The 24,203-nt window shown below is 62.5% G+C and carries 21 protein-coding genes and 5 tRNA genes; 7 read left to right on the plus strand and 19 right to left on the minus strand.

Annotated elements, in window-relative coordinates:
• Nucleotides 1–237: 237 nt before the first annotated feature.
• The 4 genes from AYM40_RS12845 to tsaB are packed head-to-tail and all read right to left on the minus strand — an operon-like array spanning nucleotide 238 to nucleotide 3,779.
• A complete protein-coding gene (locus AYM40_RS12845) occupies nucleotides 238–1,290 on the minus strand; it encodes a DUF1853 family protein (protein ID WP_063496556.1) in 1,053 nt (350 codons plus the stop codon).
• On the minus strand, nucleotides 1,287–2,477 hold the full coding sequence (locus tag AYM40_RS12850; protein WP_063496557.1) for a uracil-DNA glycosylase: 1,191 nt from the start codon (nucleotides 2,475–2,477) through the stop codon (nucleotides 1,287–1,289). The genes AYM40_RS12845 and AYM40_RS12850 overlap by 4 nt, the downstream gene beginning before the upstream one ends.
• The gene (gene rimI, locus AYM40_RS12855; RefSeq protein WP_063496558.1) at nucleotides 2,464–2,958 is read right to left on the minus strand and encodes a ribosomal protein S18-alanine N-acetyltransferase; all 495 of its coding nucleotides are present in this window, start codon (nucleotides 2,956–2,958) and stop codon (nucleotides 2,464–2,466) included. Before rimI ends, AYM40_RS12850 begins: the two co-directional genes overlap by 14 nt.
• Nucleotides 2,955–3,779, minus strand: coding sequence for a tRNA (adenosine(37)-N6)-threonylcarbamoyltransferase complex dimerization subunit type 1 TsaB (gene tsaB, locus AYM40_RS12860; RefSeq protein ID WP_063496559.1), 825 nt, complete (start codon nucleotides 3,777–3,779; stop codon nucleotides 2,955–2,957). The genes rimI and tsaB overlap by 4 nt, the downstream gene beginning before the upstream one ends.
• Nucleotides 3,780–3,939: 160 nt before the next feature.
• On the opposite strand from tsaB, the gene AYM40_RS12865 reads away from it, so the two are divergent.
• From AYM40_RS12865 to aceA, 3 genes are all read left to right on the plus strand, one after another.
• Nucleotides 3,940–4,209 (plus strand): acyl-CoA-binding protein, encoded by a 270-nt coding sequence (locus AYM40_RS12865; protein ID WP_063496560.1) that lies wholly within the window; start codon nucleotides 3,940–3,942, stop codon nucleotides 4,207–4,209.
• A gap of 578 nt (nucleotides 4,210–4,787) precedes the next feature.
• Complete coding sequence (locus AYM40_RS12870) at nucleotides 4,788–6,404, plus strand: DEAD/DEAH box helicase (protein ID WP_063496561.1); 1,617 nt, start codon at nucleotides 4,788–4,790, stop codon at nucleotides 6,402–6,404.
• Nucleotides 6,405–6,890: 486 nt separating this feature from the next.
• Nucleotides 6,891–8,195: an isocitrate lyase gene (gene aceA, locus AYM40_RS12875; protein WP_063496562.1), complete on the plus strand. Its 1,305-nt coding sequence runs from the start codon at nucleotides 6,891–6,893 to the stop codon at nucleotides 8,193–8,195.
• Nucleotides 8,196–8,456: 261 nt separating this feature from the next.
• Here the strand turns inward: aceA and AYM40_RS12880 are convergent, their stop codons facing one another.
• Nucleotides 8,457–8,891, minus strand: coding sequence for a universal stress protein (locus tag AYM40_RS12880; RefSeq protein ID WP_063496563.1), 435 nt, complete (start codon nucleotides 8,889–8,891; stop codon nucleotides 8,457–8,459).
• Nucleotides 8,892–9,129: 238 nt separating this feature from the next.
• Nucleotides 9,130–10,032: a LysR family transcriptional regulator gene (locus tag AYM40_RS12885; protein ID WP_063496564.1), complete on the minus strand. Its 903-nt coding sequence runs from the start codon at nucleotides 10,030–10,032 to the stop codon at nucleotides 9,130–9,132.
• Nucleotides 10,033–10,209: 177 nt separating this feature from the next.
• On the opposite strand from AYM40_RS12885, the gene AYM40_RS12890 reads away from it, so the two are divergent.
• Nucleotides 10,210–11,061, plus strand: coding sequence for a (S)-2-haloacid dehalogenase (locus tag AYM40_RS12890; protein WP_063496565.1), 852 nt, complete (start codon nucleotides 10,210–10,212; stop codon nucleotides 11,059–11,061).
• An 83-nt stretch (nucleotides 11,062–11,144) separates the two neighbouring features.
• Complete coding sequence (aceB, locus tag AYM40_RS12895) at nucleotides 11,145–12,755, plus strand: malate synthase A (protein ID WP_063496566.1); 1,611 nt, start codon at nucleotides 11,145–11,147, stop codon at nucleotides 12,753–12,755.
• Nucleotides 12,756–12,996: 241 nt separating this feature from the next.
• On the opposite strand, the gene AYM40_RS12900 is transcribed toward aceB, so the two are convergent.
• On the minus strand, nucleotides 12,997–13,398 hold the full coding sequence (locus AYM40_RS12900; protein WP_063496567.1) for a gamma-glutamylcyclotransferase family protein: 402 nt from the start codon (nucleotides 13,396–13,398) through the stop codon (nucleotides 12,997–12,999).
• Nucleotides 13,399–13,452: 54 nt separating this feature from the next.
• Complete coding sequence (rraA, locus tag AYM40_RS12905) at nucleotides 13,453–13,947, minus strand: ribonuclease E activity regulator RraA (RefSeq protein ID WP_063496568.1); 495 nt, start codon at nucleotides 13,945–13,947, stop codon at nucleotides 13,453–13,455.
• 221 nt (nucleotides 13,948–14,168) lie between these two features.
• Between rraA and AYM40_RS12910 the strand changes: the two genes are divergently transcribed.
• Nucleotides 14,169–15,038, plus strand: coding sequence for an AraC family transcriptional regulator (locus AYM40_RS12910; RefSeq protein WP_063496569.1), 870 nt, complete (start codon nucleotides 14,169–14,171; stop codon nucleotides 15,036–15,038).
• Between the two features lie 81 nt (nucleotides 15,039–15,119).
• Here AYM40_RS12910 and AYM40_RS12915 read toward each other — a convergent pair whose 3' ends face one another.
• The 7 genes from AYM40_RS12915 to gltX form a co-directional block, all read right to left on the minus strand.
• Nucleotides 15,120–15,584 (minus strand): GNAT family N-acetyltransferase, encoded by a 465-nt coding sequence (locus tag AYM40_RS12915; RefSeq protein WP_063496570.1) that lies wholly within the window; start codon nucleotides 15,582–15,584, stop codon nucleotides 15,120–15,122.
• A 153-nt stretch (nucleotides 15,585–15,737) separates the two neighbouring features.
• A tRNA-Asp gene (locus tag AYM40_RS12920) sits at nucleotides 15,738–15,814 on the minus strand.
• Between the two features lie 95 nt (nucleotides 15,815–15,909).
• A tRNA-Glu gene (locus AYM40_RS12925) sits at nucleotides 15,910–15,985 on the minus strand.
• A gap of 61 nt (nucleotides 15,986–16,046) precedes the next feature.
• Nucleotides 16,047–16,123, minus strand: a tRNA-Asp gene (locus AYM40_RS12930).
• Between the two features lie 94 nt (nucleotides 16,124–16,217).
• Nucleotides 16,218–16,293, minus strand: a tRNA-Glu gene (locus AYM40_RS12935).
• A 159-nt stretch (nucleotides 16,294–16,452) separates the two neighbouring features.
• Nucleotides 16,453–16,528: transfer RNA gene (locus AYM40_RS12940), tRNA-Ala, on the minus strand.
• A 122-nt stretch (nucleotides 16,529–16,650) separates the two neighbouring features.
• A complete protein-coding gene (gltX, locus tag AYM40_RS12945; RefSeq protein WP_063496571.1) occupies nucleotides 16,651–18,060 on the minus strand; it encodes a glutamate--tRNA ligase in 1,410 nt (469 codons plus the stop codon).
• Nucleotides 18,061–18,475: 415 nt separating this feature from the next.
• Between gltX and AYM40_RS12950 the strand changes: the two genes are divergently transcribed.
• Nucleotides 18,476–19,426 carry a patatin-like phospholipase family protein gene (locus AYM40_RS12950; protein WP_063497989.1) on the plus strand — a complete coding sequence of 317 codons (951 nt, stop codon included), beginning with the start codon at nucleotides 18,476–18,478 and terminating at the stop codon, nucleotides 19,424–19,426.
• A gap of 189 nt (nucleotides 19,427–19,615) precedes the next feature.
• Here AYM40_RS12950 and AYM40_RS12955 read toward each other — a convergent pair whose 3' ends face one another.
• From AYM40_RS12955 to AYM40_RS12970, 4 genes are all read right to left on the minus strand, one after another.
• Entirely contained in the window at nucleotides 19,616–20,281 is a 666-nt protein-coding gene (locus AYM40_RS12955) for a C40 family peptidase (RefSeq protein ID WP_063496572.1), read from the minus strand.
• A 137-nt stretch (nucleotides 20,282–20,418) separates the two neighbouring features.
• Entirely contained in the window at nucleotides 20,419–22,044 is a 1,626-nt protein-coding gene (locus AYM40_RS12960; protein WP_063496573.1) for an ABC transporter ATP-binding protein, read from the minus strand.
• Between the two features lie 5 nt (nucleotides 22,045–22,049).
• Nucleotides 22,050–23,156 carry an ABC transporter permease gene (locus AYM40_RS12965; RefSeq protein ID WP_063496574.1) on the minus strand — a complete coding sequence of 369 codons (1,107 nt, stop codon included), beginning with the start codon at nucleotides 23,154–23,156 and terminating at the stop codon, nucleotides 22,050–22,052.
• Nucleotides 23,156–24,193, minus strand: coding sequence for a microcin C ABC transporter permease YejB (locus tag AYM40_RS12970; protein ID WP_063497990.1), 1,038 nt, complete (start codon nucleotides 24,191–24,193; stop codon nucleotides 23,156–23,158). Before AYM40_RS12970 ends, AYM40_RS12965 begins: the two co-directional genes overlap by 1 nt.
• Nucleotides 24,194–24,203 lie beyond the last annotated feature (10 nt).

The raw sequence follows: 24,203 nt of genomic DNA on the forward strand, positions 1-24,203 counted from the left end.
TTCGGCGTCGTTTTTATCGGCGGTGGTGAGAAGTCAAAAGAGCTTCGGCATCGTTTTTATCGGCGGTGGTGAGAGGCCAAAAGAGCTTCGGCATCGTTTTTATCGGTGGTGGCGAGAGGCAAAAGAGCTTTGGCGTCGTTTTTATCGGTGGTGGCGAGAGGCCCAAAGAGCTTCGGCATCGCGGAGGCACTAGCCGCTGCGTTGCACGGCTCTATGCCGCTATTGCTTGCGTCCCGCTTATTGCTCCTGCGGCCCCAGCGGTTGCCGCGCGTAGGCCTGCGCCAGCTCAGGCCATTCGTTGGGCACGATAAAGCCACGCGAGCGTTCGATGCGGTTACCTGCGCCGTCATCGACGAACGCCGCGACCATCGTCGGTCCGTGCAGATGTGAGGTTTGCCCAGCGAGCGTGCGGGCATCGACAAAGGCGGATCCCACGCCGTCCACCTCACCCCGCGTACCCGCCGCGTCTGACTCGTGCCGTCTCGGCGCAAGCCATTCCAGGCGCGGCAGCACGCGCCACGTCTGCGCATGCGCCGCGGCAAAGTCCGGCCAATCGTTGTGCGTGACCCACCAGCCACGTCCGTGCGACGGATCGAGTTCGACAGGATCGGCAGGTGTTTCGCCCGCACGATAGAACAGCCAGCCCTTGATAAACATCTGCGGCGTCCATGGCCCTGCATAGCCGACCGAGGCGAACTCTTCACGCGCGCTCAACGGCAGTTGATGATTCAGCACATGCGCGAGCTTCAGATCGAAGCGGTCTTTCAGATTCGGGCCAACGTAGTCTGCTAATCGCGCCGCCGACTGCGTTCGGCTTTCGCCGGCATGCAGATAGCACTTCACCGCCAACTCCCAGTGCAGCCGTGCGCCCTGCCGCGTTTGCACCAGAAAATCGCATTCACCGAGCGTGACGCCTTCGCGCCGCAATGGCACGCCGGCCGCGACCAGCCACGCCGCCGGTCCATGCTGCAGGAACCATCCGAGCAGCCATTCGGCGTAGCGGCCAAGACGCGTAATACGCGTTGCGGCAAGATCGCGCTGCAAGTCGGCCGGATCGGCGTCCAGCGCGCGTAACCAGTCGACGGTTGCATCCGCTTCCCGCGGCGAGTCGAAAGGACTGGCGAGCACACCCACCGGTGGTTGCGCGCGCAACAAATCGGCGCTCAGCAGCAACCATGCGAGATCGCGTACTGCGGGTTCGCGCAATGTGTCGAGCAGCTTCCCGAGAAACGCAGCGGACAGGCCGGGCGCGACGGCGAGGCGCGCCGCCGGCCCGCTCGCGTCCGTCACTTTGCCGCGTGGGACGGCACGCCGCCCGCCGCAAGCCACGTATCGCGCGCGAGGCACAGGTCTGCCCAGGCCTTCGCCTTGTCGGGCAGGCTGCGCAACAGATATGCCGGGTGATAGGTGACGATGACCGGCACTCCTTCGTATTCGTGCACACGGCCGCGCAGCGACGAAATGCTCGCATCGGTTTTCAGCAGACTTTGCGCGGCGAAGCGGCCCAACGCGACGATCAGCTTCGGCTTGACCAGCGCGACCTGGCGTTGCAGATAAGGCTCGCAACGCGCGACTTCGTCCGGTTCGGGATTGCGGTTGCCCGGCGGGCGGCACTTGATCACGTTGGCGATATAGACGTTGCTGTCGCGCGCGAGCGTCAGCGAACGGAGCATATTGTCGAGCAGCTTGCCGGCCTGGCCCACGAACGGTTCACCCAGGCGGTCTTCGTTCTCGCCCGGCGCTTCGCCGATCAGCATCCAGTCGGCATGGCGATCGCCGACGCCGAAAACCGTGTTCGTGCGTTTCTCGCACAGTCGGCAGCGTTCGCAAGTCGCGACCTGTTCGCTCAACGCGTCCCAGTCGAGTGTCTGGATCAAAGAGGGCTCGGGCGCCTCGCGGCGCGCTTCAGCGGGAGCGTGGACCGGCTGATCGTCGAACCATGCGAAATCGTCATCGGGCGGAATGTCGAATGCCGGTGGCTCAGAGGCTCGCGACTGCGGCGACGGCGGCGACTGCGGCGACTGCGGCGACTGCGGCGATGGCCGCGATTCCCGCGATTCCCGCGATTCCTGCGATTCCTGCGATTCCTGCGATTCCTGCGATTCCTGCGATGCCTCCGATGCCTGCCGTGCATCGGCCGGTACCTGCATCCGCGCCTGCTCCTGCGCTGCTGGCGGCGCGCGACGCTCGCCCTGCGCTCGCGCGGCATCAGCTTGCTGCGCTTCGCCCGCACGCGTCGCGGGCCGCGGCGTGCCGGTCACGGGCGCCGCCTGCTGACTATCCTGCGCAAGCTCGGCCGATGATGCTTCACGCGCCGTCACACGCAGATCGTCGCGACGCACCGCCTGATCCGCTAACGCACCAGCGCCCTGCTCGACGCCGGTATCGACTGCGCTCTCCTGAGCCACCGACATGCCTCGACGCACCCACAGCGGCGCCAGTCCGAACTCTTCCAGTACCGATTCATGCAGCGCCATCTGCGCCCTCCGTGGCAAACGAGAAACGCATCACGATGGCGTCCTCCCGGCTGCGATGCCGCGCCGGATAATAGTTTTTGCGCCGGCCAATCGACGCAAAGCCGAAGCGCTCGTAAAGCCGGATAGCCCGATGATTCGACGGCCGCACTTCGAGCAGCAGGCCTTCGAGTTTCTCGGCGCGCGTTATGCGCACCGCTTCGCGCAGCAGCGCGAGCCCGGCGCCGGCGCCTTGCGCGGCAGGTGTCACGCACAAATTGAGCAGATGCATTTCATCGACCACCGGCATCAGCACGCAATAGCCGATCAGCGCGCCGGTTACGTGACGCATGCAGATGCCGAAATAGCCGTTGCGCAGCGAATCGCCGAAATTGCCGCGGCTCCAGGGGAATTCGTAGGCGATCTTTTCGATGGCCGCGACCTCGTCCAGATCGGCTTCGGTCATCGGCGACATATAGCGGTCCGCCAGCAACACGCCGCTCATTGCCGGCCCTCGCCTTGATGCGCGTCGTGCGCCAACCTGGCGGCAGCCTGCTCGGCCTTGGCGACTTTGTCAGCTTTTTCGGCTGCCCGCTCCGCCGTGGTCTGAGCGACCTTGTCGCGAATGTATTCCGGTGCGGCCTGGTCGGCGGGCACGGTGCGGCCGGCGCGAAACGCGCGCAGCGCGGCGTGCGCAAGCGGCACCGCATGCGGCAGCGCTTCGCCGTCGACGATTCGCGCGGCCGCGGCGGCGGGCAGCCGCGCGCCGAAGGCGGCAGCAGCATTGCCTGCCAGCGTGAAGGGGACGTCGGGCAAAACGAGCTGTTCCGGCGCGTCGAGCGAAGCCGGCTGAAGCGTGCGCCATTCGCCCAGGGCTGCATCCCACGCGTAGTCGGCCCAATAGATTTCGTCCATCCGGGCATCGAGCGCGGCGAGCACGCGGGTCGCCGACGGATCGCGCAGCCGTGCGCTTTCCGCGCAGGCCAGCAGCGTGCTAACCGGCACGACCGGCAGGTTCAGGCCGAACGCGAGGCCTTGAGCAACGCCCGTCGCAGTGCGAAGACCAGTGAATGAGCCGGGGCCGGAGCCGAAGGCGATAGCGTGGCAATCCGCCAGTTTCAGACCGGCTTCGTCGAAAAGTTCGCGAATGGCGGGCAAGAGACGCGTGCTGGAGACCGCACCGGTTTGCTCGTGACGCACCCAGATCCGGGGTTCGGCACGGCTTGGGTCCACTGTCTGGCTCACCGCGCCGCCAACGGCGGACAGGAGCGCGACCGAGCAGAATTCGGTCGAGGTATCGAGGGCAAGAAGCACAGTTTGAGTCATGGACCGTATTGTAATCGGCACGGCGCGTGCGGACTTGGTTTTGGGTTTGCCCTCCCGGCGGGCACGGGTGTTTGGAATAAGCCCTCGGCCCCGCGGCAGCATGCAGTTGTTATGATCATCGGCCCAGCCAAAACCATCCCGCCAGCCAGGCAAAACCACAATGACAGACATCAACGCGCAATTCGTCCAGGCCCAGGAAGATGCCAGGCAACTGCCCGAGCGTCCGGGCAACCTTACCCTTCTTCGACTTTACGCCCTCTTCAAGCAGGCCACCGACGGCGACGTCCATGGCGACAAACCAGGCTTCACCGATATCGTCGGCAAATACAAGTACGATGCGTGGGCCACGCTCAAGGGCACCGCTCAGGACGCCGCGAAGCAGCAATACGTCGAACTGATCGAGGCCCTCAAGAGCGGCACCGCCGCCTGAATCTGCCCCTGCGGCGAAATCCGCCGTCGGAACGGCAGGCTGCGGCCGCCCCGGAATGACCACGCCAAGGAAAGCCGCTTATGGTGGTTCCTAAGGCGGCCCGTGGGCACGCCTCTTCAGGCAGCCCTGCGGGCAGGTTCTTGGGCAGACGCAGTGAGCAGGCTCCTTAAGCCCATTCGGGCCGCCAAACGAAACTTTTCCACTAGGAAACTTCTTAACGGTGGCGCAGTGCAACAAAACCCTATACAATGCTGCCTGCGCTTCACTGCTTTGCCCGGCTTTCCTCTAGCGGCCTTTGCGGCGCAGCGCCTCGTAGCGTTTAGCTCCAATCCAGTTTAGAACCTGTCCCCTCCTGCCTAGCCCCCTACGGGCGATCATGTCCCAGGCTGGCGGCACGCCGTGTTGGCATGTCGCATCCGATACAGCTTCTAACGAAAAGCTCGCCTTCATTGTCGCGAGCTGCCCCCGTTTTTCGATTTGCTCGCTGCTTCTTTGCTCGCTGAATCCGACGACTTGGGTATGCCGATTGGCGCCGACGTTTTAATTCCGTGTGTACCAAGGATTTACCAAGGATTCTCATGACTTCGAGCAATACCCCCAGCAGCCCGTTGAACGCCATCGCCGATCAAGCTCTCGGTTTCGCCGACGCTCCCGCTCAAGCCGCAGCCGTTGCTGCTGCTCCGGAAGCTGTCGCCGCAGAAGCCGCAGCGCCGACCGGCCCGTCGTTCGCGTCGCTCGGTCTCTCCGCGGATGTCGTCTCCGCCCTGACCGCCGCTGGTTATCAAAACCCGACTCCGGTTCAGCAACGCGCAATCCCCGCTGGCATCGCCGGCCGCGATCTGATGGTCTCGAGCCCGACTGGTTCGGGCAAGACCGCCGCGTTCATGCTGCCCGCCATCGAGCGTTTTTCGCAACTGCAAAAGGCGCAAGCCAGCCAGCCGCGTGAGCCGCGTCCGGCTGACGGCGCCCGCACGCGCCGTCCGCAACCGGTTGCCCGTCCGACCATGCTGGTTCTGACGCCGACCCGCGAACTCGCGATGCAGGTCACCACCGCCGCTGCCACGTACGGCAAGCACCTCAAGCGTCTGCGCACCGTCAGCATTCTGGGCGGCGTCGCTTACGGTCAACAACTGATGCTGCTGGCAAAGAACCCGGAAATCCTGGTTGCTACGCCGGGCCGTTTGATCGACCACCTGGAACGCGGCCGTATCGATCTGTCGCAACTGCAGATCCTCGTACTCGACGAAGCCGACCGCATGCTCGACATGGGCTTCATCGAAGACATCGACACGATCGTTGCCGCTACGCCGGCTACGCGTCAAACCATGCTGTTCTCGGCCACGCTCGACGGCAAGATCGGTTCGCTGACCGGCCGCCTGCTGAAGGATCCGGAACGCATCGAGATCGTTCAACGCCTCGAACAACGTACCAACATCGCGCAAACCGTCCACTACGTTGACGACCGCGATCACAAGGATCGTCTGCTCGACCATCTGCTGCGTGACGAAGGCCTCGACCAGGCTATCGTCTTCACGGCAACCAAGATGGACGCTGACCAACTGGCTGGCCGTCTGGCCGACGCCGGTTTCGAATCGGCTGCTCTGCACGGCGATCTGCCGCAGGGCGCACGTAATCGCACGATCCGCGCCCTGCGCGAGCGCCGCGTGCGCGTGCTGGTGGCAACGGACGTCGCCGCCCGCGGTATCGACATCCCGGGCATCACGCACGTATTCAACTACGACCTGCCGAAGTTCGCTGAAGACTACGTGCACCGTATCGGCCGCACTGGCCGTGCTGGCCGCTCGGGTATCGCAGTGAGCCTCGTGCACCACGCGGAACAGGGCGCGCTCAAGCGCATCGAGCGTTTCGTGCGCACCCCGCTGCCGGTCAACGTCGTCGAAGGCTTCGAGCCGCGCAAGTCGGCTCCGTCGGGCAATGGCCGTCCTGGCTTTGGCGGCCGTGGCCGTCCGGGCGGTGGCAATGGCGGTGGCCGTCGTTTCGGCAGCGGCAGCGGCGCTGGCAAGCCGGCTGGTAACGGCGGTGGTTCGCGCAGCGGTAGCGGCAATGGCGGCGGCTGGGCAGGCAAGTCGGCCGGCGGCGGTTCGCGTGAAGGCGGCTTCGGCGGCGGTTCGCGCGACGGTGGCTACGGCGCACGCCGCAGCGACGGTCCGCGTACGGCGCGTCGCGGCAGCTAAGCAGCGACTCAACTGCTCACAGGCAAGCGCTATTTACGTAGCTCGTTCAGTACGTAAGGCGGCCTGAAAAGACCCGGACGGCCCCGCGCCGCCCGTCAGTCGAAAGAAACCGGTGCTCATGCGCCGGTTTTTTTTCGCCCGTACTTTGTTGATCGCCCACATTTCACGATGTGGAAAATTTTTTTGCGTCGTAAAAAATCGTGCTGCACGGCACAAGACACTCTATTGCAAGATGGGAAAAGACGTTTCTTAATGCGAAACGTATGACGTAATTAATTGATTTTTAACGAAAATAAATATTTAAAAAACACTCATCGGTAGCTATTGTGCGACGGCCGGCTTGCCTAGACTCTTATATAAGACTTCACGAAACGAAACGCCTCAACGGGCCAAGCGCTTCGGCGAAGACCGCAAGTTTCGTGCATAGGATCAGAGTAAGTGGTCGACAGAGTCACCCGTCCATTACAGGCAACCAAGGAGCACACCATGTCGCGCGAACAACAAGCCAGGCAACTTCAACAGCAATGGGAAACCGATCCGCGCTGGAAAGGCGTGAAGCGTACGTACACCGCTGAAGACGTGATCCGTCTGCGCGGCTCGCTGCAAGTGGAGCACACGCTTGCCAAGCGCGGCGCGGAAAAGCTGTGGGAAAGCGTCAACAACGAGCCGTTCGTGAACTCGCTCGGCGCGTTGACCGGCAACCAGGCGATGCAGCAGGTCAAGGCCGGCCTGAAGGCCATCTACCTGTCGGGCTGGCAAGTGGCGGGCGATGCGAACGTGGCCGGCGAAATGTACCCGGACCAGTCGCTATACCCGGCGAACTCGGTGCCGCTCGTCGTGAAACGTATCAACAACACGCTGACGCGTGCCGACCAGATCCAATGGTCGGAAGGTAAGAACCCCGGCGACGAAGGCTATATCGACTACTTCGCACCGATCGTGGCCGACGCGGAAGCCGGTTTCGGCGGCGTGCTGAACGCATTCGAACTGATGAAGGCGATGATCGAAGCCGGCGCGGCAGGCGTGCACTTCGAAGACCAACTCGCTTCGGTGAAGAAATGCGGCCACATGGGCGGCAAGGTACTCGTGCCGACCCGCGAAAACATCGCCAAGCTGACCGCAGCGCGTCTGGCTGCCGACGTCTCCGGCGCGCCGACCGTGCTGCTGGCGCGCACCGACGCGGAAGCCGCCGACCTGATCACGTCGGACGTGGATGACAACGACAAGCCGTTCCTGACGGGCGAACGCACGGTGGAAGGTTTCTATCGTACGAAGCCGGGTCTGGAACAGGCGATCTCGCGTGGCCTCGCCTACGCGCCGTACGCCGACATGATCTGGTGCGAGACCGGCAAGCCGGACCTCGAGTTCGCGAAGAAATTCGCCGACGCGATCCACAAGGAATTCCCGGACCAGTTGCTGTCGTACAACTGCTCGCCGTCGTTCAACTGGAAGAAGAACCTGGACGACGCAACCATCGCCAAGTTCCAGCGCGAACTCGGCGCGATGGGCTACAAGTTCCAGTTCATCACGCTGGCTGGCTTCCACGCGCTGAACTACTCGATGTTCAACCTGGCGCACGGCTATGCCCGCAACCAGATGACCGCCTTCGTCGAAATGCAGCAGGCTGAATTCGCTGCGGCCGAAAAGGGCTTCACCGCGGTCAAGCACCAGCGCGAAGTCGGCACCGGCTACTTCGACGCCGTGACGCAAACGGTCGAGCGCGACGCGTCGACGACCGCGCTGCACGGTTCGACGGAAGACGAACAGTTCTTCGACAAGAAGGTCGCTTAAGTCACATCGGTCACATCGGTCACATCGAAGTCTGATCGCGAGAACGGCAAGGCAGACGAAAAAGCGGCCCCGTTAGAGGGCCGCCGTCAGGGAGGAGTAGCCATCAGGGCTGAAATACGCCGGCAGCCCTGATGGCTGGAATCTGGGAGTGATGGCAGCAGCAACCATCTTGCATGGGACCGGAGGAACGCGCCGGCCTCAGCGCCGGCGCTTTTTTTGCTACGCCGTACCTGCCCTCGACGCGAATCGCGGGCAGATACCTCAGCGGTACACGATCACTGGAATCTTCGTATGCGTCAGGACCCGCTGCGTCTCGCTGCCGATCAGCAGACTGCCAAGACCGCGCCGCCCATGCGAAGCCATGAAAATCACGTCGCAGCCACCCTGCTCCGCGGCTTCGATGATGCCGAGATACGGCGCCGGATGCACGCTGGTGCGGCTGTCGAACGCGACGCCGACACGGCGTGCCGCCAGCTCCACTTCCCGCAGATGCACGTGCGCTTCGCGCTCGCTGCGCTGCAGAAACTCGACCGGCGGCTCGATCACCACGTCGGAGAACGGCGAGTAGGGATATTGCGGCAGACAGGCGTAGGCGGTAACACGAGCGCCGACAGCCTGCGCGAGATCGATGGCGCCGTCTATCGCCTTGCGTGACAGGTCTGAACCATCGGTCGGAACCAGGATGTGCCTGAACATGATGCCCTCCGTCGCCGGCTGTGCGCAGCGCGGCCTCAGCGTCCCACGAGGCTCGGCATGGAAGCCGCTTCAATCGATTGTAGTGCGCAGAAAATGAGGTCAAGGCCATCGTGCGGGTCTGCCCGCATATCGGAAACCCGCTGCGCGGGTCCGCGCCGCAATTGCGCCGGGTGACATTGCGCCAGATCGCGTGACGTCAGTTGCGCCCGAGTTGCCCTTCGGTGCCCTTCAGGCAGCCTCAGTTCCAGTAATCCGGATGGCCGTATGTATGCTTGAGAAAGTCCAGAAACAGCCGAACCCGCAGCGGCAAATGCCGGCGTTGCGGAAAAACCGCATGGATGCCGATCGGCGGCGCGGCGAACTCGTCGAGCACGCTGACCAGCCGGCCAGCCGCGATATCCGTGCCGACCTCCCACCACGAGCGCCATGCGAGTCCATACCCTTCAAGGCACCACTCATGCAGCACGGCGCCGTCCGAGCATTCCATCGTGCCGGATACCTTGATCGACACGACCTTGTCGCCCTGCTGGAACATCCAGCCGCGCTGCTGATTGGCGCTCGCGCCGAGCGCGAGGCAGTTGTGGTGCGCGAGATCGGCCAGGGTGTGCGGCGATCCGCGCCGGCTCAGATACGACGGCGAAGCCACGCATACGCGGCGGTTCTCACCGAGCTTGAGCGACACCAGCGACGAATCCGGCAGCTCGCCTAGGCGCACGGCGCAGTCGAACCCCTCGTTGACGAGATCGACCAGCCGGTCGGACAGGTCGAGCGTAATCGATACATCCGGATGCGCGACGGTGAAAGCGGGCACCAGCGGCGCAACGTGCCGGCGCCCAAACCCGGCTGGCGCCGACAGCCGCAAATGGCCGCTCGCCTTCACGCCCCCCGCCGACACGCTGGCCTCGGCGTTCTGCATATCGTGGATGACGCGCTGGCAATCCTCGAGAAACGCCGAGCCTTCGAAGGTCAGCGTGATCTTGCGCGTGGTGCGCACCAGCAATTTGACGCCCAGTCGCTCTTCGAGCGCATCGATGCGGCGGCCGATGATGGCGGGCGCGACACCTTCGGCAAGCGCCGCGGCAGACAGGCTGCCCCTGGCCGCGACGGTAACGAATGTCTCGATCTGCTTGAAACGGTCCATGGTTGCGGAGCTGCAGCACCCCGACGGAAGTCCGCTCGGGGCGCTGCGCGGAGATAGTGGTCGGTGCGCGTCAGATTAGGTGCATGAAAGTAAAAGATCAAGTGATCTTTAGCCTCTTTTTTAGCATAGAGCATCACTAATACAATTCGTCCTGACCTCTGATAGGAGCGCACGGCAATGTCGGCCACAACGACACCCTTCCCTAAAGCAGTGATTTTCGACGCGTACGGCACGCTTTTCGACGTGCATTCGGTGATTGCTGCCGCGGAGCAGATGTTCCCGGGCCACGGCAATGCGCTCTCGCAGTTGTGGCGCCAAAAACAGATCGAATACACGCAGTTGCGCACGCTCGCCGATCCGGCCGGCGAACCCGGCGCGCATTACCGGCCGTTCTGGGACATTACGCTCGACGCGTTGCGCTTTGCCGCCAAGAAGCTGCATCTCACGCTCGGCCGCGCGGCAGAGAAGCGCTTGATGGACGAATATGCGTGCCTGTCCGCTTTTCCCGATGCCGTGCCCGCGCTGCGCCAGTTGCGCGACGCGCCGTCGGCGTCGTCCAGGTCCGCACCTGCGCCCGCAAGCAGCAAAGCTGGGGCAGCGTCACGGCCCGGTCTTGCCATCCTCTCGAACGGCAATCCGCAAATGCTCGACATCGCCGTGAAGAGCGCCGGCATGACGGGCCTGTTCGACCATGTTCTATCCGTCGACGCAGTGCGCGCCTACAAACCCTCGCCCGCGGCCTATTCGCTCGGCACACAAGCGTTCGACGCGCACCCGCGCGAGATCGTCTTCGTGTCGTCGAACGGCTGGGACGTGGCAGGCGCGAGCTGGTTCGGCTTCACGACTTTCTGGCTTAACCGGCAAAACGCACCAGCCGAAGAGCTGGGCGTCACGCCGCATGGCACGGGCGGAGGCATGAACGATCTGCTCGCTTTTCTGAAGTCCCTCGCGTCGCCCGGCCGCAATAGCGGCACGGGCAGCACGGGTAATCCAGGTGGCAGCCGCACGCGCCACAGCCCTGGCGCATGACAGCCACCACCTGGATCCCACGACGCAATTCAATCGCATCTCAACATTTGCACCTTTGCAATCTGACCGACCAAGGAGAAACCATGGCGAATCCGCTGTCATCGCAATCATCGCTGCAGCTGCCGCAGGGCATGGAAATCACGGCTGAGATCAAGCCGGGCTATGAAGCGATCCTCACCCGCGAAGCGCTCGAACTCGTCGCCGCGCTGCATCGCACGTTCGAACCGCGCCGTCAGCAGCTGTTGCAGGCGCGTGCCGAGCGCACCAAACGGCTCGACGCCGGCGAGCGGCCCGACTTCCTCGCCGAAACGAAAAGCGTGCGCGAAGGCGACTGGAAGATCGCGCCGCTGCCGCAAGATCTGCAATGCCGCCGCGTGGAAATTACCGGACCGGTCGAGCGCAAGATGATCATCAACGCGCTGAATTCGGGCGCGGATTCGTACATGACCGACTTCGAAGATTCGAATGCGCCGAGCTGGGATAACCAGATTACCGGCCACATCAATCTGAAGGACGCGGTGCGCCGCACGATTTCGCTCGAACAGAACGGCAAGTCGTACCAGCTGAACGACAAGATCGCCACACTGATCGTGCGTCCGCGCGGCTGGCATCTGGACGAAAAGCATGTGACGGTGGACGGCAAGCGCGTCTCTGGTGGCATCTTCGATTTCGCGCTCTTCATGGTTCACAACGCGAAGGAACAGATCGCACGCGGCACGGCGCCCTACTTCTATTTGCCGAAGATGGAGAGCCACCTGGAAGCGCGCCTGTGGAACGACATTTTCCTCGCCGCCCAGGAAGCCGTCGGCGTGCCGCGCGGCACGATTCGCGCGACCGTGCTGATCGAAACGATCGTCGCCGCATTCGAAATGGACGAGATCCTGTACGAGTTGCGCGAACACAGCTCGGGTCTGAACGCCGGCCGTTGGGACTACATCTTCTCGGCGATCAAGAAGTTCAAGAGCGACAAGGACTTCTGTCTCGCCGACCGCTCGCAGATCACGATGACCTCGCCGTTCATGCGTGCGTACGCGCTGCTGCTGCTGAAGACCTGCCATCGCCGCAACGCACCGGCAATCGGCGGTATGAGCGCGCTGATCCCGATCAAGAACGATCCGGCGGCGAACGACAAGGCAATGGGCGGTGTGCGCTTGGACAAGGCACGCGATGCCGGCGACGGTTACGACGGCGGCTGGGTCGCGCATCCGGGCCTCGTGCCGATCGCGATGGAAGAATTCGTCAAGGTGCTCGGCGACAAGCCGAATCAGATCGGCAAGCAACGCGCCGACGTGCTCGTCACCGCCTCCGACCTGATGGACTTCCGCCCGGAAGCGCCGATCACCGAAGGCGGTCTGCGCAACAACATCAACGTCGGCATTCACTATCTGGGTTCGTGGCTCGCGGGCAATGGCTGCGTGCCGATTCACAACCTGATGGAAGACGCCGCCACCGCGGAAATCTCGCGCTCGCAAGTGTGGCAATGGATTCGCTCGCCGAAGGGCAAGCTCGAAGACGGCCGCAAGGTCACGGCCGAGATGGTGCGCGAGTTGTCGGCGCAAGAACTCGACAAGGTGAAGCAGGCCGTTGGCGGCGATACGAAGCCGTACGACCGCGCTGCACAAATCTTCGAAGCAATGTCGACGTCGGAGCAGTTCACCGACTTCCTGACGCTGCCGTTGTACGAGGAAATCTGAGGCATCTGAGCCGCCTCGGGCATCAGCAATAACGACGTCGTACCAGGCCCGCTTTCACCAGCCACGCAAGATGAAAGAGCGGCCCGGGTCGCAAGGCTGACCGACCGGACGGCCCGACAGGCGCATGCCTGCCGGGCCGTTTTTTTGCTCTCGCGATGAGCTCGTTATGTGGTGGTTACGCTTCCTTTATGTTCCGCCAGGTGCTCGTGGTGCGCTCGCCCTGGGCTAGCCATGCCGCCCCTCAGCGCGTGCTGCGATACTCGACCCAATCGCCTGACCTGATTTCCGGGTGGCCCTTCACCGCATTGGGCGCGACCGGATAGAAGCGGCAGTTCACGACGTTACCGTCTACTTTCACCATCACTTCTCGCGCGAGGAAGCGATCTTCGACACCGGGATATACCGCTTCGATCTCGTCGAGCACCGCAACCAGTCCATCGTCGATTTCGTAGACGTCGCCCGTGACGTCCACGCCCGCTTCGTCGACCACCAGGCCCGGATACAAGCCGAAGTCGAATAGATGGCCTCGCACCGTGGCCGTACCGAGCAGATTCGGCGCGGCGACGTCGTTGCGCACCGCAGCATCTCTGAGGTCGTTCACTTCACCGGCACGCAATGTGCCGTATACAAAAACGGTCTGCATCGTCGTTTGCTCTCCTTGATGATGGGTTCGGCTTGCCTCGGCTGTTGTCGGGGTTCATTTCAGCGACGCGCTCGCCACCAGCACGCCGTCGATATCCGCGTAGATCCATTCGCCCGGACGCACCAGCGCACCCGGCAATTGCACCGGCACGTCGCGCTCGCCCGTGCCGCGCTTCTGGCCACGCCGTGGGCAGGTCGCCAACGCCGCCACGCCAACATCGACTTCATTGAGTTCAAGCGTATCGCGCACGCAGCCGTTCAGCACGATGCCCGCCCAGCCGTTCTGCTCGGCGATTTGCGCGAGGTTGCCGCCTACCAGCGCGCAACGCAGACTGCCACCGCCATCGACCACCAGCACCCGGCCCGCGCCCTTCTCCTCCAGCGTGGCGCGCACGAGTGCGTTGTCTTCGAACACCTTTAGCGTGACCACCTCGCCGCTGAAAGACTCGGCGCGGCTGAAGAGATGAAACACCGGCTCTAGCACACGCAGCGTGCCCGACGCCAGTTGGTCCTCGTGTGCATCGCACAAGTCAGCGGTTGCAAAGCTCATGGGGTTCTCCTCGGGATCCGTGCAATCGGGACATTATGCAACGTTGACTCCGACGTAACACCTACAATGAGAGGCCCGCAGTGGTTTTAGGTCCGCACCTTTGGGTCGCGCTTCCCTGATCCACGCCCGAAGACGCGGGGCTTAGGCGCCCCGTGCTCATGGGTTGCATGTTTACAGGCTTCGCGTCTCTTCGAGTTCCATCCTTTGGATCGATCTTCAACATGAATTCGTCCGCTGACTCAGTCCAGCCGAGCCAGGTTCACTTCGCTGACATCCCTCCCGAATTCCAGCCGACCCCAACGCACCCCATCCGCGTGCGCTCGCGGCCGATACCGTCGGGTTGGCGTATCGCGCGACACACGCACGCGTGGGCACAGGTGGCCTATGCGTCGCGCGGTGTGCTGCGGGTCGCGACGACCGGCACGACATGGATGGTGCCGCCATCCCGTGCGATCTGGGTGCCGCCGCATGTGACACACGAAGTGGTCGCGGTCGAAGACGCGTTTTTGCGCACGCTCTACATTACCGAAAGCACCGTCCCGGCCGGACTGGATACGCCGCGCGTGGTCGAAGTATCGGACCTGCTGCGCGAAGTCATCGCCGCGCTCGATACGCCCGGCATTTCAGCCACACGCGAACAACTGTTAGGCGCGCTCGCGCTCGACGAGCTGACGCGCTCGGAGCCACTGCCGCTGTCCGTGCCGATGCCCAACGAGAAGCGCTTGCGCGCGTTGTGCGAGGCAGTGATCGCGGACCCGACGCACGGCGACTCGCTCGAACAATGGGCATCGAGTGTCGGTGCGAGTACGCGCACGATTGCGCGGCTGTTTCGTCAGGAGTTGGGCGTGAGCTTTTCGCAATGGCGTCAGCAGGCCATTCTTGCGCGCGCCATTCCGCTATTGAGCCAGGGGCGGCCGCTTTCGCATGTCGCGCAAGAACTGGGATATCAGAGCCAGAGTGCGTTCTCGGCGATGTTCCGGCGGGCCTTCGGCAAAAGTCCGCGTGCGTTTATTGAGCGAGGCGCTGAACATCGCGTGGAGAGCGGGGATCGTGATGATACAGAGGCGGACGAAGAGACCGCCCAAAAGTGACGGCGTAACGCGTAACCACTAGCCACTAGCCACTAGCCACTAGCCACCAGCCATTAGCCATTAGCCACGAGCCACAGAGTGTCAGACGCGCCGCGCCAGATGACGGATCGCCCCGAGTTGCGCCAGACGCGGCCCGGTCGGCTTGTACCCCTTGCGCTGATACAGCCGCGCGGCAGGATTGTCGACGAACACGCGCAACTGCAACTCGCGCAGTCCGCGCTCGCGCGCCCACTGATGCGACATGTCGAGCAGATACGTGCCGGCGCCGAGCCGCCGATGCCCTTCGGCGATCTGCACGTCGCGGATATGCAGCGAATCGCCTTCTTGCGTGATGCGCAGCACGCCGATCGGCTCGCCGTCCACTTCGAGAATGAAATTTTCCGACTCGCGCCAGCTACCGAGAAAGAGATCGCCACGCCAGACCAGATGGTGCCGGTGATAGTAGCCCCCCATGTTATTGCGAGTCAGCGCCTCGGCGAACTCGAAATCGTCCATGCTGGCGCGGCGCAGATGAAACGGTGACGGAGCTTCGGTTGGATCGAACATGGTGGAACGACGAAGGTGGGTCGGGTCAACGGTAAAACAGGCTACGCGCGCTGGCAATGGCTGTTTGTCCCGAGCATACCCGGACGATACCCAGGCAGACCGGCTGCGGAAATAAAAAAAGCCCACTTCTTTCGAAGTGGGCTTCTTAAAATCTGGCGGAGCGGACGGGACTCGAACCCGCGACCCCCGGCGTGACAGGCCGGTATTCTAACCAACTGAACTACCGCTCCAGATTTTTGCACCGTGGCTTGTGAGCCTGGCTCACTTACCAACTGCATCGCTCATACTGCTCACTGATTCTGCTCAATGAGCGACGCCGATGTCCTGGCGTCCCCTAGGGGATTCGAACCCCTGTACTCACCGTGAAAGGGTGATGTCCTAGGCCTCTAGACGAAGGGGACAACGTACTGCTTACACCTTTAATGAAAAAGCCCGTTCAGGTTTGTATGAACGGGCTTTGTCTGGCGGAGTGGACGGGACTCGAACCCGCGACCCCCGGCGTGACAGGCCGGTATTCTAACCGACTGAACTACCACTCCAGTCTTTACACCCTAGCTTGCGAGCGTCGGTTATTTCTCTGCAAGCTGCGCTGCTTTACTCATTCTTATCGAATACTAAAGCGACGCTGATGTTTGGCGTCCCCTAGGGGATTCGAACCCCTGTACTCACCGTGAAAGGGTGATGTCCTAGGCCTCTAGACGAAGGGGACATAATCTTTTCAGATCTGTCTTTATCTTGCTGCTAACTTTCGCTAATTTCGCTTCGTCAGCAGCAAAGACCGATATTCTAACTACGTTACAGCCGTTTGTGAAGTCTTTTTTGCTACAAGCTCCAGACTTCGGAACCACTTCACTCTGCTCTGCTCTGATGGTGGAGGTAAGCGGGATCGAACCGCTGACCTCTTGCATGCCATGCAAGCGCTCTCCCAGCTGAGCTATACCCCCCTTGCAGAACAGAAACGAGATTTTAGAGGCCAATTTGCGCTTTGTAAATACCCTTTGAGCAATTGCATGCGACTTTTTTCGCAAGCCGCATGCAAACCCTCTCAAGGTGAGCGCGAACGCACTTAGGCCAACGCTTTTTCGATACGGCTGACGACGACGTCGCGCCCGAACAGCATCAGCACGCTGTCGATCGACGGCGTGTGCGTGGTGCCCGCCACCAGCAGACGAACCGGCATGGCCAGTTGCGGCATCTTCAGCTTATGCGCGCCGAGCGTTGCCTTCAATGCCGCGGCGATTGCTTCCTTGGTCCACTCCGCCGTCTTGAGCGTGGCAGCCAGATCGGCAAGCGCCGGCCGCACGACGTCCGTGACGTGCTGCGCGAGCGCCTCGGCAGCAGGCGCCGGCACGCGATAGAACATCGCGGCGTTTTCGGCGATTTCCTTCACCGTCGACGCGCGGTCCTTCAGCAAGCCCACCACCGCCGTCAGATCGGCGCCTTGCGCGATGGCGGCTTCGTCGATACCCAACTCGGCGAAGAACGGCTTGGCGAGTTCCGCGAGGCGCGCGTTGTCCGCTTCCTTGATGTAGTGAGCGTTAAGCCAGTTCAGCTTGTCGTGGTCGTACTGAGCCGGCGATTTGCCCAGATGCTCCAGATCGAACCATTCGACAAACTGCTCACGCGTGAAGATTTCCGCGTCGCCATGCGACCAGCCCAGCCGCGCCAGATAGTTGACCACCGCTTCCGGCAGATAGCCGGCGTCGCGATAACCCATTACGCTCATCGCGCCATGACGCTTGCTCATCTTCTCGCCCTGCTCGTTCAGCACGGTCGGCAAGTGTGCATAGACCGGCGGCTCACCGCCGAGCGCACGCAGAATGTTGATCTGGCGCGGCGTGTTGTTCACATGATCGTCGCCGCGAATCACGTGGGTGATGCGCATGTCCAGATCGTCGACCACCACGCAGAAGTTGTAGGTCGGCGTGCCGTCCGGACGCGCGATCACGAGGTCGTCGAGTTCTTCGTTCGAGATTTCGATGCGGCCCTTCACGGCGTCGTCCCATGCGACTACACCGGTGAGCGGATTGCGGAAGCGCAGCACGGGCTGCACGCCCGCCGGCGGCTCCGGCAGGACCTTGCCGGGTTCCGGGCGCCACGTGCCGTCATAGCGCGGCTTTTCGCCGGCCTCGCGCTGACGCTCGCGCAGCGCGTCCAGCTCTTCCGTCGACATGTAGCACGGGTACACGAGCCCCGCGTCCTGCATCTGCCTGAGCACTTCGCGGTAACGGTCCATGCGCTGCATCTGGTAGAACGGGCCTTCGTCGACATCGAGGCCAAGCCACGCCATGCCTTCGAGAATGGCATCGACGGATTCGGAGGTGGAGCGCTCCACGTCGGTGTCCTCGATCCGCAGCACGAAGGTCCCTTTCATCTTGCGCGCGAACGCCCACGGATAAAGCGCGGAGCGAATGTTGCCGAGGTGGATGAAGCCGGTGGGACTCGGTGCGAAACGGGTACGAACGGAGGTGGTCATTAGCGGTTACTCGGAAGACAGGCGCCGGCGCCGTGGCGGACATCGCCAGTGAAGCGCGGCAGCGGACCGCGCCCGTGCAGCAGAAAACGCCTTACACGGGCACGAGGGAAATAAATGCAAGAGCCGAATTATACCTTCCGAACCCGCGTTGCCTGCCCTCGTCCGAATGGCCGGGGACCAGCACACAGGACGCGCAGGAAGCGTGCTTCAGGACGCCCGAAGGTTTCCTCTGCAACGTTTCATTACCGGGCCGACGCGCGCCCGGAGCTTTGATTTATGATGTGCGCGCGCTGCGGGTAGAGATAGAACCACAGCGTATGGAATCGCCGCCGGCGGTCCTGTCCGTTTGACTATCCGCCTGATCGCGGTACAGGTTGCGCCGACTACGCCGCCGGTGCCGCTGCTGGAGAACTCGTTGAAACCGTCATCCCCTCGCCTCGCCCGTCGCAACTTCTCATTGGCGGCCGCCTCCGCAGTGCTGGCCGCCTGCACCACGACCGGCGGCAGCAAGACCGATAGCGCGGCGGCTACCGCTACGCCCACCGCCGACACGCCACCGCTCGACAAACCGCAGCGGCCGGTCCGCGTCGGGCTCGCGCTAGGCGGCGGCGCAGCACGCGGCTTCGCGCACATCGGCGTGATCAAGGCACTGGAGGCGCGCAATATTCAGGTCGACCTCGTGGCCGGCACCAGTGCAGGTTCGGTAGTCGGTGCGCTGTACGCCTCGGGGATGAACGGCTTTGCGCTGAACAAGCTCGCGCTGACCATGGACGAAGCGTCGATCAGCGACTGGGCCATGCCGTTTCGCACGCGCGGCTTTCTACAAGGCGTCGCGCTGCAGAACTACCTGAATACGACCCTCAACAACCGTCCGATCGAGAAGATGGTCAAGCCGCTCGGCGTAGTCGCCACCGATCTGAAAACCGGCCAGCCGATCCTGTTCCAGCGCGGCAACACCGGCATTGCGGTGCGCGCATCGTGCAGCGTGCCGTCGATTTTCGAGCCAGTGAAGATCGGCGGCCACGAATATGTGGACGGCGGTCTGGTGAGCCCGGTGCCCGCCTCGTTTGCGCGCAAGATGGGCGCGGATTTCGTGATCGCCGTGGACATCTCGCAGCGCCCGGAAAGCGGCCTTACAGCCAGCTCATTCGACGTGCTGATGCAGACTTTCACGATCATGGGCCAGACGATCAAAGCCTATGAACTCGACAAATACGCCGACATCGTGATCCGGCCGAATCTGGCCGCCATGAGCGGCAGCGATTTCTCGCAGCGCAACGCAGCGATCCTGGCTGGAGAGGAAGCGGTGGCGAAGATGATGCCGGAGTTGCAACGCAAGTTAACCGCAAGCCGCGCTGCGGTTTAACCCGCCGGGGTAACGCCGGTTACACCGGCCGGCGCGCTCCGGCTGCCGTCACCCATGCGGCACAGGCACCGGCTGGGATAGGGGCACGGAAGATTCGCCGACATATCGGCAAGCACCCAAACGCAAAAAGCCTGCTTCGTTCGAAGCAGGCTTTTTTCACACCAGAACGGCCAGTGCAGGCTGGATCCGTTACTGATTACCGCCGATCGAAGCGTTCACGCGCTTGCGCAGATCTTCGCCGTCCTGATAGGACGTCTCGATCCGGCGTGCACCTGTGAAACGCTTTTCCCAATAGCCGCTATCCAGATCGTCGACGCGGATCGTGCTGCCCGTGGAAGGCGAATGCACGAACTTGTTGTCGCCAATGTAGATGCCAACGTGCGAGAACGTACGGCGCATCGTGTTGAAGAACACCAGATCGCCCGGCTTCAGGTCGCTGACGCGCACCTTCTCGCCGACGCGGCTCATTTCCTCGGCGCGGCGCGGCAGCGCCATACCGAGCGTGTCCTGGAACACGTAGCGAACGAAGCCGCTGCAATCGAGCCCCGAATCGGGCGTATTACCACCCCAACGATAGCGAACGCCGATCATGTTCAACGCGCCGACCACCACGTCGCCCGCTTTGCCGGCCATGCCGGACAGGAACGATTTGGCGCCGCCGTCGCTGTCGGGAGCGGCCGATTGCGAATTGAGGGCGGACAAAGAATTCGACCCGCCAGGGGTCGAATATGAGGCATTCTGATTAAAACTGCTGACTTCGTCGGCGAACGCGCCGGGAGTTGCTGCCATCAAGACGCCAATGAACATCCCGGCGACGACGCGCGTGCAAGCCTGGGTTAGGTTTCTGTGCTGCATTGGTCGGTATTTTTTGCCTAAAAATCAGTGAGCTACGGAAAAAAGTTTGGTCGATACTAGCCAGTAAGTATTCGTGTGTCAAAACAAATAGAAAAATACAATCGAGACACGCACCCAATTGGTGAAAGAGTACAAAATCAGTCGTCAAGCACTGCTTTCAGCAGCTTTCGGGTGTAAGGGTGCGCCGGTGTCGCAAAAATCTGCTCAACGCCCCCGCTTTCGACGATTGAACCGTTTTGCATAACCGCGACACGATGCGCCATCGCCCCAATCACGGCCAGATCGTGGCTGATGAAAACGAAGCCGAGGTTGTACTTCTGTTGCAACCCGGCAAGCAATTTCAGCACCTGCTGCTGGATCGACACGTCGAGTGCACTGGTCGGTTCGTCGAGGATCAGGATGCGTGGCTCCAGCACCAGAGCGCGCGCGATCGCAATCCGCTGACGCTGACCGCCGGAGAACTCATGCGGATAGCGGTACATCACCGTGCGGTCCAAACCGACTTCGCGCAGGACCGACACCACCTTGTCGCGCCGCGCCTCCAGACTCATCTGCGGCCGATGCAGCGCGAGCCCTTCGCCGACAATCCGCTCGATGGTCTGGCGCGGCGAAAGCGAACTAAATGGATCCTGAAAGACGATTTGCATATTCGAGCGTAAGGCGGTCTGTTCGGCGCCGCGATAGCTGCCGAGCGCCCGGCCCTGAAACTCGATCTCGCCGTGCGCGGTGCGTTGCAGACCGAGCAAGGCCATCGCCAGCGTCGATTTGCCCGAACCCGATTCGCCGACGATCCCCAGCGTCTCGCCCTGGCGCACCGACACGCTCGCATCGGCGACCGCGCGGAAATGCCCCGAGCGAAACCAGCCGCTCCAGCCCGGCAGTTTCGTTTTGAAATCGACTGAGACATCGCGCGCTTCGAGCAGCACGGGTGAAATCGGCAGCACCGGGACCACCGTGCGCTGCGGACGGCTCTCCAGCAGACGTTGCGTGTACGGATGCTGCGGCGACTCGAACACCTGCTCGACCGGCCCGCTCTCAACGAGTACGCCCTTCTCCATCACCGCGATGCGTTGCGCGAAATGGCGCACCAGATTCAGGTCGTGCGTGATCAGCAGCACAGCCATGCCGCGCTTCTCGGCTTCGTCGCGTTGCAGTTCCAGCAGGAGATCGACGATCTGCGCGCGGATCGTCACGTCGAGCGCCGTGGTCGGCTCATCGGCCAGCAACAGGCGCGGGCGGCACGCGAGCGCCATCGCGATCATCGCGCGCTGCCGCTGACCGCCCGAGAGCTGATGCGGATAGCTATTCACACGCTTGCCGGGCTCGGCGATGCCCGTGCGCCCCAGCAACGCGACGGCGCGCTTACGCGCTTCGTTCGCCGTTACGCCGTCGTGCACGACGATCGTCTCCGCAATCTGGTCACCGACCGTATAGAGCGGATTGAGGGCCGTCATCGGCTCCTGGAAGATCATCGCGATGTCCGAGCCGCGCATGCCGCGCATCTCGCGCTCGCTTTTGGCGAGCAGATCCTGGCCGTCGAAACGGATCGCCCCGCTGACCTGCGCGTCGCTCAACAGACGCAGGATCGACAGCGCGGTCACGCTCTTGCCCGAGCCCGATTCGCCGACCAGCGCGACCCGCTCGCCGCGTTGGATCGCGAGCGTCACGTCGTTCACCGCGACCGTATCGCCAAAGGTCACATGCAGACGATCGAGTTCAAGCAGCGGCGGCAGTGTGCCTTGTTTTGCGTCGTTCTCCACCATGGCGCTCACTGGTTGCCTCCCGCTCGCATGGCATCGGAGATGCGGGTGTCCAGCGCATTACGCAGCGCATCGCCCATGAACGTCAGCAGCAACAGCATCGCGACCAGCACGCCGAAAGTGGACAACGAGATCCACCAAGCGTCGAAATTCGCCTTGCCTTGCGCAAGCAGTTCGCCGAGGCTCGGCGTCGGCGATGGCACGCCAAGGCCGAGAAAGTCGAGGCTGGTGAGCGCGAGAATCGCGCCGCTCATGCGGAACGGCAAAAACGTGATCACCGGCGTCAAACTGTTGGGCAATACGTGCCGCCACATGATCTGCCCGTTCGAGAGCCCCATCGCCCGCGCCGCACGCACATAGTCCTGCTGACGGTTGCGCAGAAACTCCGCGCGCACGTAATCGGACAAGCCGATCCAGCCGAACAACGACAGCAGCACGATCAGCAGAATGAACCCCGGCTCGAAGATCGACGAGAAAATGATCAACAGGTAAAGCTCCGGCATGGCGCTCCAGATTTCTATCAGACGCTGCCCGATGATATCCGTACGCCCTCCGAAGTAACCCTGCACAGCGCCCGCGGCAATCCCGAGTACGGTGCCAATCAAGGTCAGCACCAGCCCGAATTCCACCGACACGCGAAAACCGTACAGAAGACGCGCGAAGAGATCGCGGCCCCGGTCGTCGGTGCCGAGCCAGTTATCGCGCGACGGCGGCGCCGGGTTCGGCGCCTTCGAGAAATAATTCAGCGTGTCGTAGTAATACCGGTTCGGCGGATACACCGCGAAGTTACCCGGCGTATCGAAACGATGCTTGATATACGGATCGAGATAATCGGCGGGCGTCGGGAAGTCGCCGCCGAAGGTGGTCTCCGCGTAGGTCTTGAACATTGGAAAATACAACTGCCCTTCGTAGCGCACCACGAGCGGCTTGTCGTTCGACCACAACGGCCCGGCGAGGCTCACCGCAAACGCGACGACGAAGATGATCAGACTCCAGTAGCCCAGTCGCTGCTGGCGAAAACGCTGCCAGACGCGGCGCGCCGGCGTTGGCGACACGAACGCGCGAACCGGTTCGGTGCGCACCGCCGCATCGGCTGAAAGGCGGGCTCGATTCATCAGCGCTCCAGTTGTTCGAATTGGATGCGGGGATCGACCCACACATAGCAAAGATCGGAGATCAGCTTGGTCGCAAGACCGATCAGCGTGAACAGATACAGCGTGCCGAGCACGACCGGATAATCGCGCCGCACCACGGATTCGTACGACAACAGGCCGAGTCCGTCGAGCGAAAACAGCGTCTCGATCAGCAGACTGCCGGTGAAAAATGCACCGATAAACGCCGCCGGAAAACCGACGATCAACGGCAGCAACGCGTTGCGAAACACGTGCTTCCACAGCACGCGCTTTTCCGACAAACCTTTGGCGCGCGCGGTCAGCACGTATTGCTTGCGGATTTCGTCGAGGAAGGCGTTTTTCGTCAGCATCGTGACGACGGCGAAGCTGCCTACCACCGAGGCCGTGATCGGCAACGCGATATGCCACAGGTAGTCGACGATCTTGCCGCCAACACTCAGCTGCGCCCAGTTGTCCGAGGTGAGATTGCGCAGCGGGAAGAGCTGCAGGAAGCTGCCGCCGCCGAACAGCACCAGCAACAGCACACCCAATACAAAGCCCGGAATCGCGTAACCGACCAACACGACCAGGCTCGTCGCGATATCAAAGCGCGAACCGTTGCGCACCGCCTTGGCGATGCCCAAGGGCACCGATATCAGGTAAGTCAGAAAGAACGTCCATAAGCCGATGCTGATCGACACCGGCAACTTCGAAACGATTAGCGACCACACGCTTTGGTGGCGGAAATAGCTCTGGCCAAGGTCGAACGTCGAGAAGCGCTTTAGCATCAGGACATAGCGTTCGAGCGGCGGTTTGTCGAAGCCATACAGCGCTTTCAATTGCGCGATCTGCTGCGCGTCGACGCCGGTATGCGAGCGCAGACCGAACGGCGCGCCGTTCTCCGCACCTTTGCGCAGTTCGTGCTGCATCTGTTCGACCGGGCCGCCCGGGACGAACTGGATCACGGCGAAGGTCAGCGTCAGCACGCCGAGCAAGGTCGGGATCATCAACAACAGGCGTTTGAGGATGTAGCTCCACATGGCGGCGTTT

The sequence above is a fragment of the Paraburkholderia phytofirmans OLGA172 genome, assembly GCF_001634365.1.
In the GTDB taxonomy this organism is placed as follows: domain Bacteria; phylum Pseudomonadota; class Gammaproteobacteria; order Burkholderiales; family Burkholderiaceae; genus Paraburkholderia.